Genomic DNA, 17,634 nt, shown 5'->3' with positions numbered 1-17,634 from the left:
GGGCAGAACGAGGCGATTCATGCGGCGCTTGGGCCCATTTTTCCGTTCGTTTGCAAAGTCTTGTCGACAGTCATCTGATTTCGTGAGGTTCTGTTTCCATACCGAAAACGAAAATCTCACAAACAGTTGCTGTGTTTCACCTATCGTCATCATCCGTTAATTGGCCTAACTCTACGTTAGTTCGGTCGATGTGACAGTGAGTCGCAACAATTCGCTTGTCGGAGGGTAAGAGATGAGCACGATAAAAGAGCCGAGTTTTCGGGAAAGTGTCGATCTGATGTTCAACAGAGCGGTCGCTCTGATGGATCTCCCACCGGGGCTGGAAGAGAAAATTCGAGTTTGTAACGCCACATATACTGTGCGTTTTGGTGTGCGCCTGCGCGGCGAGATCAAAACCTTCACGGGCTATCGCTCTGTGCACAGCGAGCATATGGAGCCGGTCAAGGGCGGCATCCGCTTTGCGATGGGTGTGAACCAAGATGAGGTTGAGGCGCTTGCTGCGCTGATGACCTATAAATGTGCGTTGGTCGAAGCGCCATTTGGGGGCTCTAAGGGTGGCTTGCGGATTGATCCGCGTCAGTATGATGAGCATGAGTTGGAGCGGATTACACGCCGTTTCGCGTATGAGCTGGCCAAGCGAGATCTGATCCACCCGTCACAGAACGTGCCAGCGCCGGATATGGGCACTGGTGAGCGCGAGATGGCCTGGATGGCGGATCAATATGCGCGGATGAACACCACAGATATCAATGCGCGCGCCTGTGTGACGGGCAAGCCGTTGAATGCGGGCGGCATCGCTGGCCGCGTTGAGGCAACAGGTCGTGGCGTGCAGTACGCCTTGCAGGAGTTTTTCCGTGAACCGCTGGACATTCAGAAAGCGGGCCTGTCAGGCTCTCTGGATGGCAAGCGTGTGATTGTTCAGGGGCTGGGCAATGTGGGCTACCACGCTGCGAAGTTCCTGAGCGAGGAAGATGGTTGCAAGATCATTGGTGTCATTGAGCGGGACGGTGCGCTGTTCAGCCCGGATGGCATTGATGTGGATGCTGTGCAGCAGTGGCTGGCCAAAAATGGCGGCGTGTCTGGTTTCCCGGATGCGACTTACACCGAAAACGGGGCGGCCATTCTGGAAGAGGATTGCGACATCCTGATCCCAGCGGCACTGGAAGGGGTGATCAACCTTGGCAACGCAGACAATATCAAAGCACCTTTGATCATCGAGGCCGCAAACGGCCCGATCACTGCGGGTGCGGATAACATCCTGCGCAAGAAAGGCACTGTGATCATTCCGGACATGTATGCCAACGCTGGCGGTGTGACCGTGTCCTACTTTGAATGGGTCAAAAACCTGAGCCACATCCGCTTTGGCCGGATGCAGCGTCGTCAGGAAGAGGCGCGCCACCAGCTGGTGGTGGATGAGCTGGAACAGATCAGCGCCGCGCTGGGTGGCCAGTACAAGCTCACCGACGGCTTCAAGCAGAAGTATCTGCGGGGCGCGGGCGAGCTGGAGCTGGTACGCTCCGGGCTCGATGACACGATGCGGATTGCCTATCAGTCGATGCGTGACGTGTGGCATTCGCGCGACGACGTCGAAGACCTGCGCACAGCTGCCTATCTGGTGTCGATCGAAAAGGTCGCGGCAAGCTACCGCGCGAAAGGCCTGTAAGCCAATGGCGGCGCCTGTAGACCTTCAGATCGGGTGCCGTTGCGGGCAGTTTGGTGCCGTACTCAAAGATGTGAGCCCAGCAATGGGCTCACATGTGCAGTGTCATTGTACCGACTGTCAGACCGCCGCCCGTGTTCTGGGCGCTGAAGAACAGTTGTTGCCGCGTGGCGGCAGCGACATTTTTCAAACCACCCCTGCGCATCTGCAGATCACCAATGGGCAAGAGCATCTGGCGTGCCTGCGGTTGTCACCCAAAGGGTTGATGCGCTGGTATGCGGGATGCTGTGACACGCCGCTGTTCAATTGTCTGCCACATACAAAGCTCGCGTTTGTTGGCATTTGGGTGCCTGCGTTGCAGGGCGAAGCTGTGGACAAAGCCATCGGTAAGGTGATTGCCGTTGTGCGCACGCAAGAGGCCCCCATCGGCTCTGAGCGGCTGCGTGAATATGGCTTCAATCGCGCGGGTTTTCAGGTGCTTGCGCGCCATTTCGGCGCATTGATGCGCGGGCAGGTGAAGCAAACACCCCTGTTTGACACGTCTGGCAAACCTATTGTTGTGCCGCGCGTGTTAAGCAAAGAGGAGCGTAAAGCAGCGACGCCTTCCTAAAGCGTTCTTGTTGGTGAGCTGCGGCCCACTCAAACCCGTTTGTTTCCATCACAGGGCAAAAACGCTGGTGCATGACATCACAACAGCGATGGAAAGCTTGGCGGCGCGGCGGTAATCTCTCTGGATTAGAAGTGATTCAGGAGAGTGCGGATGATCCGTTATGTTTTGGCTTTTGCTTTGATGGGTACATTGGCTCAGGCAGCAGACAACAGAGAAGAAGTCTGCAGTCAGCAGGGCACGGTGATGAGCGCCATTCAGGAAGCGCGTTTGGATCGTGTGCGTGAGAGCAAGCTCGAGGCGCACCTTCTGGAGAACAATCCGGGATGGCCAGACAGCTACAAGGTTGCCATTCAGCAATTTGCCCCCATTGTTTATGCCGCCAAGCGCAAAGATCTGAAAAACGTCGATTTGGGCGCACAGATTACGCAGCAGTGTCTGGACAATTGGGACAAGATTCAAGAAATGCAGAAGTCCGTTTCCAACTGACCTTCTGTGTGATGTGATCTGACCCATGTCTTTGCCACCCGGATTCCTTGATGAGCTTCGCAGCCGTACCTCCATCACACAGGTGGTTGGGCGCAAGGTCATGTGGGATCAGCGCAAATCCAATCAGGGCAAAGGCGACATGTGGGCGCCATGCCCATTTCATCATGAAAAAACCGCGTCTTTTCATGTGGATGACCGTAAGGGGTATTATTATTGCTTTGGCTGTCACGCCAAAGGCGATGCCCTGAAGTTTGTCACCGAAACAGAAAACGTGAGCTTCATGGAGGCGGTGGAGATCCTGGCCGAAGAGGCCGGGATGCAAATGCCGAAACGCGATCCACAAGCGCAGCAAAAGGCAGATCGGCGCACGCTGTTGGCAGAGGTCATGGAAATGGCTACGCAGCACTTTCGCCTGATGCTGAATGCTGGGGCTGGGAGCGCTGCGCGGGCCTATCTGGATGGGCGCGGGCTGTCGCAAGACGCAAGGGATCGGTTTGGCATCGGCTTTGCGCCGGAGGGCTGGCAGGGGCTTTGGGATCATCTGACAGGTAAGGGCGTTGCGCCTGATCTGATCCTTGCGGCAGGACTTGCGAAGCCTTCTGCCAAAGGCGGCAAGCCCTATGATACGTTCCGCAACCGGATCATGTTTCCTATTCGCGATGCTCGGGGCAAATGTATTGCTTTTGGTGGTCGCGCCATGGATCCCAATGACAACGCGAAGTATCTGAACTCACCAGAGACTGAGCTTTTTGACAAGGGGCGCAGCCTCTACAATCACGGGCCCGCGCGCGAGGCAGCTGGCAAAGGTCAGGCGCTGATTGTGGCTGAGGGCTATATGGATGTGATCGCGCTGAGTGAAGCGGGATTTGGGGCCTCTGTCGCGCCGCTGGGTACGGCGGTCACGGAAAACCAGTTGCAGCTTTTGTGGCGCATCTCTGATGAGCCGATCATTGCGCTTGATGGCGATAAGGCGGGCCTGCGGGCGGCGATGCGGGTGGTCGATCTGGCGCTGCCTTTGCTGGAAGCCGGCAAAAGCCTACGTTTTGCGATCATGCCGGAAGGGCAGGACCCCGATGATCTGATCCGCGCCAAAGGGTCTAGCGCAGTTCAGAAGGTGCTGGATGGGGCGATGCCGATGGTCAATCTGCTGTGGCAGCGGGAGATTGAGGGAAAGATTTTTGACAGCCCTGAGCGGAAAGCGGCGCTGGACAAGACATTGCGCGCCAAAATCAAACTGATTCAAGATCCGTCGATCCGCAGTCATTATGGTGATGCCATCAAAGAGCTGCGGTTCCAGCTCTTCCGCCCACAGCGGGGCGCTGGCGGCAAGCGCGGTGGTTTCCAGCGCGGGCGCTGGAATGTGCAGCCCCCGGTGCAAGCGCGGACCAAAGTCTCGATGTTGGCCGCCAGCGAAGGCGCTGTTGAGCAACGCGTGCGCGAAGCGGTTGTTCTGGCGGTGGCCCTCAAGACACCAGAGATTCTGGATGACTTTGAGTATGAAATTGAAAGCATGGATTGCTTGGACCAGGACAACGCCTTGATGCGGGATGCGCTTTTGCGGTTTGCCAACAGCCCGGACCCGCGCGCCAACATAGAGGGGTATCTTGGCCATGAAGCGGTTGAAAACCTGCTGCGCCAACCCCATGTGGCGATTACCCCTGCGGTTCTTCGGGCGGGCGACACCGCGCTTGCGCGAAAAACGCTGAGAGAAGAGCTCAATAAGCTGAAGGCAGAACGTGGCCTACGCCAAGAGATCGCAGAGGCGGAAGAAGAAGCGCATTCTTTGAATGATGAAACGGTAACGTGGCGATTGGGACAGGCCGCAGAGGACAGCAACAAGGCCAAACTCTCTAGCCAAGACGAAGAAGGCGGCGATTTTGCGGTTGGGTCCAATGGTGCGCCGATCGACAAAGAGGAACGCGCAGCGCTTGATGCGCTTGCCGAAAACATAGATTTTTCACGGGGCGGGCGACCACCACGGCGCGGATAATGAGCGCCGGAAAAGCGGTCAAAGCGCCCTTGTGAGCAACAGATGAAGAAAACGGGCTTTGTGGGGTTGCGAATCACCCCGTGTAAGGATTGATTCGACGCTAGCGAATCACCTTCAGCCCGAACTTGCAGGAGCACTTAATGGCCGCCAAAGACACCGACGACCAGAAGCCCGCCGATCAGGACGCCGAAATCTCGCTCGATATGAGCCAGGCCGCCGTCAAGAAGATGATCGCCGAGGCCCGCGAGAAGGGCTACATCACCTACGATCAGCTGAACCAAGTTCTGCCGCCTGATCAGGTGAGCTCTGAGCAGATCGAAGACGTGATGTCGATGTTGTCTGAGATGGGCATCAACATCATTGAGGATGAAGAAGCCGAAGAAGAAGAGGCGAAGTCCACCGCTGTTGTGGACACCTCTTCGGCCAACCGTGGAGTTGCGCTCGCGGGTGGCGGTAACGAAAAGCTCGACCGCACCGACGATCCGGTGCGCATGTATCTGCGCGAGATGGGCTCTGTTGAGCTTCTCAGCCGCGAAGGCGAGATTGCGATTGCCAAGCGTATCGAGGCTGGCCGCAACACAATGATTGCCGGGCTGTGTGAAAGCCCACTGACATTCCAGGCGATCACCATTTGGCGTGACGAACTTCTGTCCGAAGACATTCTTCTGCGTGATGTGATCGACCTGGAGACCACATTCGGCAACCAGATGGGCGATGATGACGAAGAGGAAGAGGCACCTGTAGCCGAAGCCGCCAATGTGACCACCGCACCTAAACAGGAAGCGGAGCAGGAGCTGGATGCGGACGGCAATCCGATTGCCAAAGACGATGATGATGACGAGGACGAACAGGCCAACATGTCGCTTGCGGCGATGGAAGCGGCCCTGAAGCCTCGCGTTCTTGAAACGTTGGACATCATTGCCCGTGACTTTGCGCAGCTCAGCGACATGCAAGACGCGCGTATCTCTGCGACGCTGAACGAAGACGGCTCTTTCTCCGATGCAGATGAGAGCACTTATCAGAAACTGCGTGCAGAAATCGTGCTGCTGGTGAACGAACTTCACCTGCACAACAACCGTATTGAAGCGCTGATTGACCAGCTTTACGGCATCAACCGCCGTGTGATGCAGATCGACAGCTCCATGGTGAAGCTGGCGGATCAGGCGCGCATCAACCGCCGTGAATTCATCGATGCTTACCGTGGCCGCGAGCTCGATCCGACGTGGCTTGAGGATATGTCCGAAAAGTCCGGCCGAGGCTGGCAGATGTTCATGGAGCGCTCCTCTGACAAAGTGATGGAGCTGCGCAACGACATGGCCCAGGTGGGTCAGTATGTTGGTTTGGATATCTCCGAATTCCGTCGCATCGTTCAGCAGGTGCAAAAAGGTGAGAAAGAGGCGCGTCAGGCCAAGAAAGAAATGGTCGAGGCCAACCTGCGTCTGGTGATCTCAATTGCCAAGAAATACACCAATCGTGGCCTGCAGTTCCTTGATCTTATTCAGGAAGGCAACATTGGCCTGATGAAGGCGGTGGACAAGTTTGAATACCGCCGCGGCTATAAGTTCTCCACCTATGCAACCTGGTGGATCCGTCAGGCGATCACCCGCTCCATTGCGGATCAGGCGCGCACCATCCGTATTCCGGTGCATATGATCGAAACGATCAACAAACTGGTGCGGACCTCCCGTCAGATGCTGCACGAGATTGGCCGCGAGCCAACCCCGGAAGAGCTGGCCGAGAAGCTGCAGATGCCGCTTGAGAAAGTGCGCAAGGTGATGAAGATCGCCAAGGAGCCGATATCTCTGGAAACCCCGATCGGGGATGAGGAAGACAGCCAGCTGGGTGACTTCATTGAGGATAAGAATGCTGTGCTGCCGCTCGACAGCGCCATTCAGGAAAACCTCAAGGAAACCACCACTCGCGTCCTGGCAAGCCTCACCCCACGTGAGGAGCGTGTTCTGCGGATGCGCTTTGGCATTGGCATGAACACCGACCACACGCTGGAAGAGGTGGGTCAGCAGTTCAGCGTGACTCGTGAGCGTATCCGTCAGATTGAGGCGAAAGCGCTGCGCAAGCTGAAGCACCCAAGCCGCTCGCGCAAACTGCGCTCCTTCCTGGATCAGTAACCGTGTCGTTGCTGAAGAAACTGTTTGGCGGCGCGGCAAAGGCGGACCAACCGCCCGCTGCGCCCGAACACACAGAATACAAAGGCTTTCTAATCACCCCGATGCCGATCTCTGAGGGCGGGCAGTTCAGAATTTCTGCGCGTATCGAGAAGACGGTGAACGGCGAAGACAAGACACATACGCTCATTCGAGCGGATGTTTTGCGCGATGAGAAAGAGGCCAAAGAGGCGTCCGTCAATAAGGCCAAGCAGATGATCGACCAGATGGGCGATCACCTGTTTTAAGATCATTCTGACTTGAAGATGCCGCATGGCATCACGTGTCAATTCCGTTGCACTACGGGGATGTGACCGTCGGAGCTTTCCGGCGGTCTTTTCACTTCCCTCTTGCCGCGCTACTCTGATCTGGCCTGCTATTGTGAGTGGGCGTTGCTTTCAGAGATTGAAATGAAACGTTTTTCTTTAGTGATGGTTGCCGCTTTGGCGGCATGTGAAACTGCACCCGGTGACGGTGCCTTCGCGACAGCAAATGGCGCGCGTGTTTACCCGGTGAGCGCGGATGTGTTTGAAGTCACAGCGCGTCCAAACAACGAAATCAATCAATTTTGGTGTGGTGCCGGCGAATACGCAAGCCGTGTGCTTGGCGCCCCCAACAATGCGCGGGTCTATGTGGTCGGCGAAGCTGGCCGGGGTACCGTTGTCGATTCACCCAATGCGATGCAGTTTTCGCTGTTGCCACCAGGCCAAGCCAGCGGTGCCAGCGGCAGAGAGGGCACGTGGGGGCCAGATCTGGGCGAAGATGAATTTGTTGGCGATGCCAGATACCGTTGTATGCGCCGCACTGACTTCTTCGCGGGTTAATCTGAACTATATCGGCGGACGTTTGCTGTCTTAGACAATGCAAACGCAGGATTGTGCGCCAGAAGCGCAGCGGTCCAGCGGATCGTGTTGGAAATTGAATAGGTTCGCGGTAAAGTTCTGAAAAAATAAAGGGATATCTATATGATCAAACGCCTTTCCATTCTGTGTCTTGGCCTCGCGGCGTGCACAGATCTCGGTGACGGAGGCTTTGTGACCGCAGGAGGAACACGGGTCAATCCTGTGAATGCGGATGTGTTTGAGGTGGTTGCCCGCCCCAGAAATGAAAACAACCAGTTCTGGTGCGGGGCGGGGGAATATGCACATCGGGCTCTTGGTGCGTCTCCGGGGGCAAATGTGTATGTCGTTGGTGGGGCTGGTGCTGCGGTGACGATGGAGTCGCCCAACGGTGCACAGTTCTCGCTGAAGCCACCGTCTCAGGTGACGGGGGCAACGGAGCGTGACACAAGATGGGGGCCACGTTTGGGGCAATCCATGTTTGTGGCAGATGCCCGAGGGCGCTGTGGCCGTGATGAATTTGACTTCCCTTTCTAAAAGACGTGGCGGTGCCCAGTGGTGATGGTGATCAGGCCACGTTGATCTGACTGAACGGAAACAGACACAGATGTGGAGATTTCGCATGCGCTACACGATGGTTTTGGTGCCCTTTGTGCTGATGGCTTGTGAGGGGGCAGGCAGTGTTTTCGTGACCAGCAACGGCGTTCGGGTGAACCCGGTCAATGCCGATGTGTTTGAGGTGCTGGCACGGCCTGCTGGGCGTGCGTCTGACTTTTGGTGTGGCGCAGGGCACTACGCTCGCCGCGCCTTGGATGCGCCAGACACAGCGCTTGTGTATGTCGTCGGTGGGGCTGGGCCGGGGGTGACCGCAAACACCCCGGATGCCGCACAGTTTTCGCTGAAACCCCCGTCGGAGGTGTCTGGCGCAACCGGCAGGGCAGGATCTTGGGGGCCCGACGTCGGTGCCGCCACATCGGTTGGGCAGGCGCGGCGAAGTTGCCGAGATTTGGCAACCAGCTCGGACGATTGAGCGTGACCGCATATCTCGCCACAGGCTGGCGCAAAACCTAAGGAGGCGCGCATGCCGCAGACCGAGTTTGAGATATCGACACGGGGGCAGGGGCTTTATGAGTTTACCCATGACGTAACCCGTTGGATCAGCGGGCTGTCTGCGCATGGTGGCCAAGGGCTTTTGACGCTTTTTGTGCGCCATACCTCCTGTAGTCTGCTCATTCAGGAAAATGCAGATCCAGAGGTGCAGAGCGATCTGCGTGCATTTTTTCATCGGCTCGTGCCACCGACAACCGATCCGTCGATGCAATATCTCACCCATACCTACGAAGGGCCTGATGACATGCCCGCCCATATCAAGGCGGCCATGATGCCTGTGTCGCTCACGATCCCGGTCAGTCGGGGAGCGATGGTTTTGGGAACGTGGCAGGGGATCTACCTGTTTGAACATAGAAATGCGCCGCACATCAGATGTGTGTCGGCGCATTTCAGTGCATGATTGGATCAGCTCATTTTGCCTCTCAGGTACTATAGCACAGTGCATTAAGTTGTGCAGGGGGAAAGAAAATTCCCATTTTCGCCTGTGGCTGATGTTGGGGTGTGTTTTTGCCACTACCCAAAGATTTGTAGCTCCCCTATAGTGGCTGTGGATAAGTTGAAAAATCACCCAAGCCAAGTCCCATCGGTAAGCGGGCAAGGTTAGAGCAGCTGAATCAAGGGGAAGTCTATGCGCTGTCCGTTCTGTGGAAATATCGACACTCAGGTGAAAGATTCACGCCCGGCAGAGGATCACGTTTCGATTCGTCGGCGTCGTTTTTGCCCCGCCTGTGGCGGTCGCTTTACCACCTATGAGCGCGTGCAACTGCGAGATCTGGTTGTGGTGAAATCCAATGGCCGTCGCGAGGACTTTGATCGCGACAAACTGGAACGCTCGATCCGAATTTCTATGCAGAAGCGCCCAGTTGAGCCAGAGCGTATTGATCAGATGATTTCTGGCATCGTGCGTCGACTGGAAAGCATGGGGGAGACGGATATTCCCTCCAAGACCATCGGCGAAATTGTCATGGAAGCGCTCGCGCGGATCGATACGGTGGCGTATGTGCGCTTTGCCAGTGTCTATAAGAACTTCCAGGCTGCGGATGACTTTGATAAATTTGTCAGTGAACTGCGTCCCGATCCTGCTTCTGAGGAATAATTGTGACTGATCGCCGTTTCATGGCGCTGGCCCTTAGTTTGGGGCGGCGCGGTCAAGGTGCGTGCTGGCCCAACCCGGCGGTCGGCTGCGTTATCGTGAAAGACGGGCGTGTTGTCGGGCGAGGCTGGACGCAACCGGGCGGACGGCCTCATGCTGAGCCTGTGGCGTTGGCGCAGGCTGGCGCGGCCGCGCAAGGGGCCACGGCTTATGTGACGCTGGAACCCTGTGCGCATCACGGGAAAACCCCTCCTTGCGCCGAAGCTTTGATCGCAGCCAAGGTCGCGCGCGTGGTGATCGCTGTCGAAGACAGCGACGCACGGGTGTCGGGGCGCGGGATTGCGATGCTGCGGGAGGCTGGCATTGAGATCACCATGGGCGTGCTGGCTGACGAGGCCGCACGCGACCTGCAGGGCTTTTTCCTGAAGACCGATCTGGGGCGTCCTTTCCTGACGCTGAAGCTTGCAACCACGCTGGATGGCCGCATTGCCACGGCCTCTGGAGAAAGCAAATGGATCACCGGGCCTGAAGCGCGGCGTGCGGTACATGGCATGCGTATGCGCCATGACGCCGTGATGGTCGGCGGTGGCACAGCGCGGGCGGATGACCCTTCGCTGACAGTGCGTGACCTTGGGGCCTCTCAGCAGCCGGTGCGCGTGGTGGCCTCTCGCCGCCTTGATCTTCCGCTGATGAGCACTTTGGCGCGGACAGCCAAAGATGTTCCGGTATGGATAGCGCATGGTGAAGATGCAGATCCAACCCTCATGCAGACCTGGCGCGATATTGGTGCAGAGCTTTTGCCCTGCGCGCTTGAGGGGGCGCAGCTGTCAGCCACATCTCTGCTTCAGGCTTTGGGCAAGCGCGGGCTGACACGGGTGTTTTGCGAAGGCGGTGGGGCGCTGGCAGCGTCGCTTTTGGCAGCTGATATGGTGGATGAGTTGATCACCTTTTCAGCCGGTGCGGTGATCGGGGCTGAGGGCTATCCGGCGATTGGGGCGATGGGTCTTGCACGGCTTGCGGAAGCGCCAAGATTTGAGCTGGTGGATCACCGTGCGGTTGGGCATGACATGATGTGCACATGGCATCGCGTCGAAGCTCAGCGGGATCCGCGCTACTCGCATTAGCGTCTCCAGAGCGCCTGATAGCTGGCAAACCGCCCTTGCAGCTTGGACAGCAGCCGATTGCCCAGACCAGGGTGCGGTATTTGACCGATTGAAAGCCGTAGCAGGGCTGTTTCCACAGAGCAGGGCAGGCCGCTGACCGGATCGTGATACCGCGGATAATCAATCAGTGCGGCATGTGTGAGGCCCGCGAGGCTGGGTTTTGCGCTACGCCGCGTTGGTTGTGTCCCCAAATCAGTTGTGAGACCCCAGCCCGCGTAGAATGGTGTGCCCAATGTGGTCACTTTACAGCCACGTAGCAGGGCCTCAAAGCCTGTCAGAGAGGTCATTGTCCAGACCTCTTGTACGTGATCCAGCAGATAGGCCATATCCGCCTGTTCAAGCACCACATCCGCAAGCTTTGCCGTGGCCTCAGGTTGTATGCGCCCTCTACGCAGGCCAGCCTCTACATCCGGGTGGGGTTTGAACAGAATGCATGCGTCCGGGTTTGCACGCCGCGCGGCACGCAGAAGATCCAGATTGCTGCGGACCTCTCCCGCACCTGTCAGAATGGAAGCGTCATCTTCAACTTGTCCCGGCACCAGAATGCGATGGCCCTCTGGCAACGCGGGCTGTGCGCCACCGAGATTGTATTTACTGACGTGTGCCTTGCGGATCGCTTTGATCAACGAGAGGGCGCGTCGCTCTTGATCCGGACGCAGCGTTTCACGCGCTGCAATCAGGCGTTCCAGTCGGCTTTCCTGTGTGGGGTCGTAGTAGATCCCCAGATCATCACAGACCAGCGAGAGCGGCGGCACCAGTTCAGCGCCCAGCCCGCGGGAGCGTAGGAACCCGTCTTCCAGCCGCACTGCACCCTTTGGCCCTTGTTTGCTGGCCCAAACCATATCGCGCGCGTCTGAAGTCTTGCGTTCAAACACCATCGCTTTGTGTGCGCCGAAGAAACGCTGCAAAGGTTTGCGCTTCCACAGTCGCATGCCGTGGCCATTCCAGCCGTGCCGGTCTTCACGCCAGGCGCGTGTTTGGGCGGCCAGTTGTTCCAGCGCGTCTTCCAGTTCACAAAGTTGATCCGTGCAGGGATTGTACCAGGTTGGATACAGGATCATCGCAGCAGCGAACAATTGCGCGCGGGTCAGGCGGCGTTGCCGACGATAGAGTGGAAATTCATCCTCTGTCAGATCCCAGCCAGCATAGAAGGGTTGGCCAAAAACACGCGGCTTGTGACCGGCCAATATCGCCTCAAATCCCATCTGGGATGACACGGTATAGACCGCGATCGCCCCATCCAGAAGCGCCCAAGGGCTGTGGTTCTCATCGCAAAGGCTGACGCGGTCTGTAATGTGCTGCGCACCGAAGTAACCCGCGCGCGCGCCTTCACGGGTTTCCGGGTGCGTCTTTATCAGAACGCGCGCGCCCGGGTTTTCTTCCTGTGCAAGGATCAGCATTTCCTGAAAGCGGGCGTCATTGGCGCCGCTGGCGCGAACGGCGGCGTCATCCCGTGTTTGATCAATCACCAGCACGTAGCCGGGATCAGGTGGCCTGAGTGTTTCATCCGTTGCAGCGTATTTGGTGAGATGGCTTTCTTTCAGCCGGGCCATCGCGCCGCGCGCGCGGTCGAGCAGAACAGTGTCATCCAGCGGATGGTGCTTGAGTAGCTTTTCCAGATCAGAGGGTTCGCTTGGATCAAAGTGCGGTCCGACGCTGTCGATCAGCAGGCCAATTGGCGGCTCTTTACGGATCCGACCGGGAAAGAGAGAGCGCAGAAAAGCATCTTCCACATAAAGACAAGGCGCACCTGTACGATCTGACATCTTGCGCCCGCGATGCGCCGTTGGGCTGTTGCCCCAGATGGCAATCAGATCAGTGTCTGTGGGGCGACCGAGATGGAGGCTGTAACCTGCGAGGTTTAGGATGCGACGCAGACGTTTTTGAAGGAAGAACCCGCCGTTGAATGCAAAAAGCCGCCGGGGATCACTGCTCCCGGCGGCTTGGTTTTCATATATATCGTGCACGTTTAGAGGCTACCGAGGCTGCTGAGCGTATCAGCAGAGGACAGGGTGCCTGTGATCGCGGAAATGGTTTTGTCCCATGTCGTGATCGGTGCTTCTGTGACGTACAGCGTGTCCCCATCGCGAATGACAAAATCGCGCGCCATGAACATGCCGTTGGGTTTGGTCAGATCAAGCACATAGACCATACGCTGTGCACCGTTCAGATCCTGACGGCCCAGAACGCTGTTGGCGATCACGTCGGCTTCGTTGCGGAACACGAATACGCCCGTTGGGTCACTGTTGGTGGGGGTAAGGCCGCCCACTTGTGCCAGCGCTTCGATGGCGGAGAGGTCTTTGGAGAAGAAGTTCACCCGGCTTTGTGTGCCGGTCGCACCCAGTGCGGTGAAAGCACGGGTGTCTTCTTCTACCAAGATGCGGTCGCCGCCACGCAGCGCGATATCAAGGCTTGGATCGTCATACAGATCTTGGAACCAGATTTGCCCGCTGGCGCTGCCGCGCAACACCGTGATCTGGGCGATTTCCGGAACAATGGTCACACCGCCTGCTTGTGCCAACATCGTGGACAGGGTGCGTGTGGGGCGTTCAATCGGATAAACGCCCTGCGCCCCGACGGCGCCAACCAGTGAAACCGTCGCGCCATCACCGGCCGCGCGGCGCACTTCGACCTGTGGGTCGGGGGTTTGCTCTTCGAGTTTCGAGGAAATGATGCGGCGGATGCTCTCTGGCGTGTTGCCAGCTGCGCGGATGCGCCCCGCGTAGGGCACAAAGATGAACCCTGCGCCGTCAACCTGAACCTCTTCGAGAATCGCGGCAACCTGGCCCTCTGGTCCCAAGAGCGGTTTGTCGACGTTTTCCCAGATGGTCAGAGCCAGCACATCCCCCGGACGAATGGTGTCAGAGCCAAGCTGACCGGCATTTTGGAAACTGTCACCGAAACCAAGCGCTGGTACGATAGCGGTGGCGCGTGAAACTCGGTCATTCACCTCCACAATAAAGGCGTCGCCTTCACGCTGTACGGACCCAGCGTAGATTTCTTTCTTGTTGGGGCCAGAACGCGGCACCAAACTGCAAGAAGCCACAAGAGCCGCCATCGCGACCAATGTGGCGCATTTACCCATACGGGTTGCAAGGACTTTCACTGCTCGGTCTCCTCGACCTGTTTTATTCTGCCTCAGGTTTTTGAGACAACTTATCGAAATTGAAACCAAAAATCCAGCGCTAGACTTAGGGGTCAGTCGCTCACGAGCCGCAACTGTTGCCGTGGTGCCGCTGTACCAGAGGCCAGTGCTTTGTAGGGATCGTCAGGAGACAGCATCATATCCACAACTTGCCGCAACAGCTGTCGGCGGGCGCGCGCAGAATAAAAGCCGCCTGGCACCTGGCTGGTTTCCAGCAGGTAGCGGCGGTACGTTTTATAGGCGCGATTGTCAGGGCGACTGGCCCCGGCAAAAAAATCTGCAAGCGGCTGTTTGCTGACGAACTCTGGCTGATCATAGACCGCGCTGCCAAATGCCTTCAGCGGGATGCCACGCCACAAAACCTGTTGCGCAGCTGTGGAATTCACGGTCACCGCTGAGCGCGCGTCATTCAAGAGCTGGGCCAATTTTCCGCCGCGCACATAGTGCACGCGATCTGCGACTTTGTGCAGGCGCGCCAGCCTGCGAATTTCCCGCCGCAAAGGCACGCGCCCGTCTTCCAAAGGATGAGCCTTGAAGACAAGGTGGTGGTGCTGGGGGGCGCCGGCGGCAAAGTTTTCAATCACCAGCGTCAGGAAATCTGTCATGCTGTCAAAAGGTGAGTGGGCCTGAAAGCTGCTGTCGTGCTCCAGTTGCAGCAGCGCCAGATGGTAGGGGAACCCACCATAGCGGATGCGCAAAGTCGCAAGACGCCGCTCCAGCGCGTGTGCCGGCATCATCAGCAGGCGCTGGAGGTAAAGCCTGAATTCCCGCGTGACCGGCAAAGCGCGATGGGGGCGGAAATTTCGGTACGCTTGGTTCGTAAACATCACAAACCAATGGTAGAGCGCACCGTAAAACACATGGTGACGCGTGTCCCCCCAATGGGCTGGCGGCAGGGGGGCCTCCATATCAGACAGCTCTAGTGCGCGCTCCATCTCTGCGATGGTCATGTCCATAAGGCGGGAATTGCCGTTGGAGCCGCCACGCTCATAAGTGACCCAATAGGGGCGCAGGTAGCCTTCCTCAAAAACATGAATATTTACGCCACGTGACTGCGCGATCTTGACGGCGAGCGCATGGATGGGGCGTGTGTCCCCATAGAGCACGATATCGGTAACCGCCTTTTCCGTCAGGATTGTTTCGAATTTGGATGGCCAGTTTTCAAGCGTGTCCCGAAACGGGATATACCGGTTGCGTGGTCGCCAGAACGCGTGATCACCGGCATTGAATCCCACGCGCCAGACCTCAGCCCCAGAGCGGCACAGCATACGCCCCAGCGCCGCAAAAAACGGGCCGTGCGGTCCCTGCAAAAACAGGAAGGTCCTATCTACACCAGTGGTATTCTCCATCGTGTTCAACCCTATACGCGGGAATTTAAGTAAATGTTACCCTTTTGGCGTGGCAAAATTGTGGTGCGCGCGCGGCTGGATATGGCCGTTTGGCGCTGCTGCTGCTTGTGTTGTCGCACGCTGCGGCTTAGGTCTTAGCCAATTCAGAGGATTGGAGCGGCTTGTGTTTACCGGAATCATCACCCACGTTGGCAAAATTGCAGACCTTGAACAGCGCGGCGACCTGCGGGCGCGCATCAGCACAGGCAATGACACCAGTGACATTGAACTGGGGGCGTCGATTGCCAGCGATGGTGTGTGCCTGACAGTGATTGCCACGGGCGAAGACTGGTATGATGTTGAAATCAGCGCAGAGACGGTTTCCAAAACCAATCTCGCCGCGTGGGAAACCGGTCGTCGCGTGAACCTGGAGCGTGCGCTTAAGGTGGGCGATGAACTGGGTGGGCACATTGTCTCCGGTCACGTCGATGGCGTCGCCAAGATTGTGTCGATCACCGAAGAGGGTGACAGCACCCGCTTTACCTTCGCAGCACCAGAAGCCCTTGCAAAGTTTATCGCACCGAAAGGGTCGGTGGCCCTGAATGGCACTTCTTTGACTGTCAATGAGGTCGATGGGTGCAATTTTGGCGTGAACATCATTCCGCACACCAAAGAAGTCACAACCTGGAGCGACGCGAAAGAAGGTGATCTCATAAACCTCGAGATCGACACTCTGGCGCGATATGTGGCGCGCCTTGCAGAGATGGAACGCTGAGTTTTTAGCGCAGGCTGCTGTTGGCCACGCATGGAATTTGGGCGCAGAGCAGGGTGCATGCTCTGCGCTTTTGCACATCAGGGTGACGTTCCCGCACTTTCAATCGTGCCGCGCATGGTCTATCTGAGCCGCAACAACGCGGAGATGACAGATGTCTTTTGAACAGCCCGGCCCCGTAGAACAGAGCCTGCGCGCGGCGATCAGCCCGATTGAAGAGATCATCGCGGATGCACGTGCAGGCAAGATGTATATCTTGGTCGATCACGAGGATCGCGAAAATGAAGGGGATCTGATCATCCCGGCCGAGTTTGCCGATGCGGCGGCTGTGAACTTCATGGCCACACATGGGCGTGGACTGATCTGCCTGCCAATGACAGCTGAGCGCATTGACGATCTTGGGCTGCCAATGATGGCGGTGAACAACTCCAGCCGTCACGAAACAGCGTTTACGGTTTCGATTGAAGCGCGTGAGGGCGTCAGCACGGGGATTTCGGCGGCGGATCGTGCGCTGACCATTGCCACCGCGATCAATGAACAGAACACCATGGCGGCGATTGCCACGCCGGGGCATGTCTTCCCTCTGCGCGCAAAACGCGGTGGGGTTCTGGTACGGGCGGGCCATACCGAAGCCTCCGTGGATATTTCTCGCCTTGCAGGCTGCCATCCAAGTGCCGTGATCTGTGAGATCATGAACGAAGACGGCACAATGTCCCGCCTGCCAGAACTGGTGGCATTCGCCCAAAAACACGATCTGAAGATCGGCACGATCAGCGACCTGATTGCCTATCGTTCCCGTGTGGACAATGAAGTGGTGGAAACCTCCCGTGAAACCGTGACCTCGGAATATGGCGGCGATTGGGAGATGCGCATCTTCACTGATCAGATCCACGGCATCGAGCATGTGGTGATGATCAAGGGCGATATCACGACGCCTGAGCCGGTTCTGTCGCGCACCCATGCGCTGCATGAGGCAGGAGATGTGCTGGGTCTTGGGCCCAAATCGGTCAACGAGCTGCCCACCGCCATGCGCAAGATTGCAGAGGAAGGCCGCGGTGTGGTCTGCCTGTTCCGCGAAGTACGCCACAGCCTCTACGCCGATGAAGACGAAGGCCCACGCATTGTGAAACGTACGGGACTGGGGGCTCAGATCCTCTCCAACCTCGGTTGCAAGGAGCTGATCCTGCTGACCGACAGCCCGGAAACAAAATATCTCGGACTGGACGCCTATGGGCTGTCCATCGTGGGCACACGCCCCATTCTCTCAGAAGGATAA

Annotated in this window: 17 protein-coding genes; 14 read left to right on the top strand and 3 right to left on the bottom strand. The window is 57.5% G+C overall.

Annotated elements, in window-relative coordinates; translation table 11 throughout:
- The first annotated feature begins 232 nt into the window (after positions 1-232).
- The 12 genes from J7413_RS03405 (at position 233) to ribD (ending at position 11,074) form a co-directional block, all read left to right on the top strand.
- The gene (locus J7413_RS03405; protein WP_209096414.1) at positions 233-1,663 is read left to right on the top strand and encodes a Glu/Leu/Phe/Val dehydrogenase; all 1,431 of its coding nucleotides are present in this window, start codon (positions 233-235) and stop codon (positions 1,661-1,663) included.
- A gap of 4 nt (positions 1,664-1,667) precedes the next feature.
- A complete protein-coding gene (locus J7413_RS03400) occupies positions 1,668-2,270 on the top strand; it encodes a DUF6151 family protein (protein WP_209096412.1) in 603 nt (200 codons plus the stop codon).
- Between the two features lie 150 nt (positions 2,271-2,420).
- Positions 2,421-2,756: a hypothetical protein gene (locus tag J7413_RS03395; protein ID WP_209096410.1), complete on the top strand. Its 336-nt coding sequence runs from the start codon at positions 2,421-2,423 to the stop codon at positions 2,754-2,756.
- A 25-nt stretch (positions 2,757-2,781) separates the two neighbouring features.
- The gene (gene dnaG / locus J7413_RS03390; RefSeq protein ID WP_209096408.1) at positions 2,782-4,746 is read left to right on the top strand and encodes a DNA primase; all 1,965 of its coding nucleotides are present in this window, start codon (positions 2,782-2,784) and stop codon (positions 4,744-4,746) included.
- 140 nt (positions 4,747-4,886) lie between these two features.
- Positions 4,887-6,872, top strand: coding sequence for an RNA polymerase sigma factor RpoD (gene rpoD, locus J7413_RS03385; RefSeq protein WP_209096406.1), 1,986 nt, complete (start codon positions 4,887-4,889; stop codon positions 6,870-6,872).
- A 2-nt stretch (positions 6,873-6,874) separates the two neighbouring features.
- Positions 6,875-7,156, top strand: a complete 282-nt coding sequence (locus J7413_RS03380) for an HlyU family transcriptional regulator (protein ID WP_209096405.1) — start codon at positions 6,875-6,877, stop codon at positions 7,154-7,156.
- Between the two features lie 162 nt (positions 7,157-7,318).
- Entirely contained in the window at positions 7,319-7,732 is a 414-nt protein-coding gene (locus J7413_RS03375; RefSeq protein WP_209096404.1) for a hypothetical protein, read from the top strand.
- Positions 7,733-7,873: 141 nt separating this feature from the next.
- A complete protein-coding gene (locus J7413_RS03370; protein WP_209096402.1) occupies positions 7,874-8,284 on the top strand; it encodes a hypothetical protein in 411 nt (136 codons plus the stop codon).
- Positions 8,285-8,369: 85 nt separating this feature from the next.
- Complete coding sequence (locus tag J7413_RS03365; RefSeq protein WP_209096400.1) at positions 8,370-8,777, top strand: hypothetical protein; 408 nt, start codon at positions 8,370-8,372, stop codon at positions 8,775-8,777.
- 51 nt (positions 8,778-8,828) lie between these two features.
- The gene (locus J7413_RS03360) at positions 8,829-9,257 is read left to right on the top strand and encodes a secondary thiamine-phosphate synthase enzyme YjbQ (protein WP_209096392.1); all 429 of its coding nucleotides are present in this window, start codon (positions 8,829-8,831) and stop codon (positions 9,255-9,257) included.
- 228 nt (positions 9,258-9,485) lie between these two features.
- Positions 9,486-9,953, top strand: a complete 468-nt coding sequence (gene nrdR / locus J7413_RS03355) for a transcriptional regulator NrdR (protein WP_209096389.1) — start codon at positions 9,486-9,488, stop codon at positions 9,951-9,953.
- Positions 9,950-11,074 (top strand): bifunctional diaminohydroxyphosphoribosylaminopyrimidine deaminase/5-amino-6-(5-phosphoribosylamino)uracil reductase RibD, encoded by a 1,125-nt coding sequence (gene ribD / locus J7413_RS03350; protein WP_348538721.1) that lies wholly within the window; start codon positions 9,950-9,952, stop codon positions 11,072-11,074. The genes nrdR and ribD overlap by 4 nt, the downstream gene beginning before the upstream one ends.
- On the opposite strand, the gene J7413_RS03345 is transcribed toward ribD, so the two are convergent.
- The 3 genes from J7413_RS03345 to J7413_RS03335 form a co-directional block, all read right to left on the bottom strand.
- Entirely contained in the window at positions 11,071-13,080 is a 2,010-nt protein-coding gene (locus J7413_RS03345; protein ID WP_209096387.1) for a capsular polysaccharide biosynthesis protein, read from the bottom strand. The two genes, ribD and J7413_RS03345, sit on opposite strands and share 4 nt — an antisense overlap.
- Positions 13,081-13,082: 2 nt before the next feature.
- Positions 13,083-14,198, bottom strand: coding sequence for a polysaccharide biosynthesis/export family protein (locus J7413_RS03340; RefSeq protein WP_209096743.1), 1,116 nt, complete (start codon positions 14,196-14,198; stop codon positions 13,083-13,085).
- Between the two features lie 113 nt (positions 14,199-14,311).
- On the bottom strand, positions 14,312-15,607 hold the full coding sequence (locus tag J7413_RS03335) for a capsular biosynthesis protein (protein ID WP_209096382.1): 1,296 nt from the start codon (positions 15,605-15,607) through the stop codon (positions 14,312-14,314).
- A 163-nt stretch (positions 15,608-15,770) separates the two neighbouring features.
- Between J7413_RS03335 and J7413_RS03330 the strand changes: the two genes are divergently transcribed.
- Both J7413_RS03330 and ribB read left to right on the top strand, forming a co-directional pair.
- The gene (locus J7413_RS03330; RefSeq protein WP_209096380.1) at positions 15,771-16,361 is read left to right on the top strand and encodes a riboflavin synthase; all 591 of its coding nucleotides are present in this window, start codon (positions 15,771-15,773) and stop codon (positions 16,359-16,361) included.
- 151 nt (positions 16,362-16,512) lie between these two features.
- Positions 16,513-17,634 (top strand): 3,4-dihydroxy-2-butanone-4-phosphate synthase, encoded by a 1,122-nt coding sequence (gene ribB, locus J7413_RS03325; protein ID WP_209096378.1) that lies wholly within the window; start codon positions 16,513-16,515, stop codon positions 17,632-17,634.

Origin of the sequence: Shimia sp. R10_1, from assembly GCF_017744095.1 — a bacterium.
Taxonomy (GTDB): domain Bacteria; phylum Pseudomonadota; class Alphaproteobacteria; order Rhodobacterales; family Rhodobacteraceae; genus Shimia.
This window is presented reverse-complemented; position numbering and strand designations above follow the sequence as displayed.

Excerpts from the sequence above, each read along its gene's own strand:
- J7413_RS03405 (WP_209096414.1), top strand. The coding sequence starts at position 233 with ATGAGCACGATAAAAGAGCCGAGTTTTCGGGAAAGTGTCGATCTGATG.
- J7413_RS03400 (WP_209096412.1), top strand. The coding sequence starts at position 1,668 with ATGGCGGCGCCTGTAGACCTTCAGATCGGGTGCCGTTGCGGGCAGTTT.
- J7413_RS03395 (WP_209096410.1), top strand. The coding sequence starts at position 2,421 with ATGATCCGTTATGTTTTGGCTTTTGCTTTGATGGGTACATTGGCTCAG.
- dnaG (WP_209096408.1), top strand. The coding sequence starts at position 2,782 with ATGTCTTTGCCACCCGGATTCCTTGATGAGCTTCGCAGCCGTACCTCC.
- rpoD (WP_209096406.1), top strand. The coding sequence starts at position 4,887 with ATGGCCGCCAAAGACACCGACGACCAGAAGCCCGCCGATCAGGACGCC.
- J7413_RS03375 (WP_209096404.1), top strand. The coding sequence starts at position 7,319 with ATGAAACGTTTTTCTTTAGTGATGGTTGCCGCTTTGGCGGCATGTGAA.
- J7413_RS03370 (WP_209096402.1), top strand. The coding sequence starts at position 7,874 with ATGATCAAACGCCTTTCCATTCTGTGTCTTGGCCTCGCGGCGTGCACA.
- J7413_RS03365 (WP_209096400.1), top strand. The coding sequence starts at position 8,370 with ATGCGCTACACGATGGTTTTGGTGCCCTTTGTGCTGATGGCTTGTGAG.
- J7413_RS03360 (WP_209096392.1), top strand. The coding sequence starts at position 8,829 with ATGCCGCAGACCGAGTTTGAGATATCGACACGGGGGCAGGGGCTTTAT.
- nrdR (WP_209096389.1), top strand. The coding sequence starts at position 9,486 with ATGCGCTGTCCGTTCTGTGGAAATATCGACACTCAGGTGAAAGATTCA.
- J7413_RS03340 (WP_209096743.1), bottom strand. The coding sequence starts at position 14,198 with ATGGGTAAATGCGCCACATTGGTCGCGATGGCGGCTCTTGTGGCTTCT.
- J7413_RS03335 (WP_209096382.1), bottom strand. The coding sequence starts at position 15,607 with ATGGAGAATACCACTGGTGTAGATAGGACCTTCCTGTTTTTGCAGGGA.
- ribB (WP_209096378.1), top strand. The coding sequence starts at position 16,513 with ATGTCTTTTGAACAGCCCGGCCCCGTAGAACAGAGCCTGCGCGCGGCG.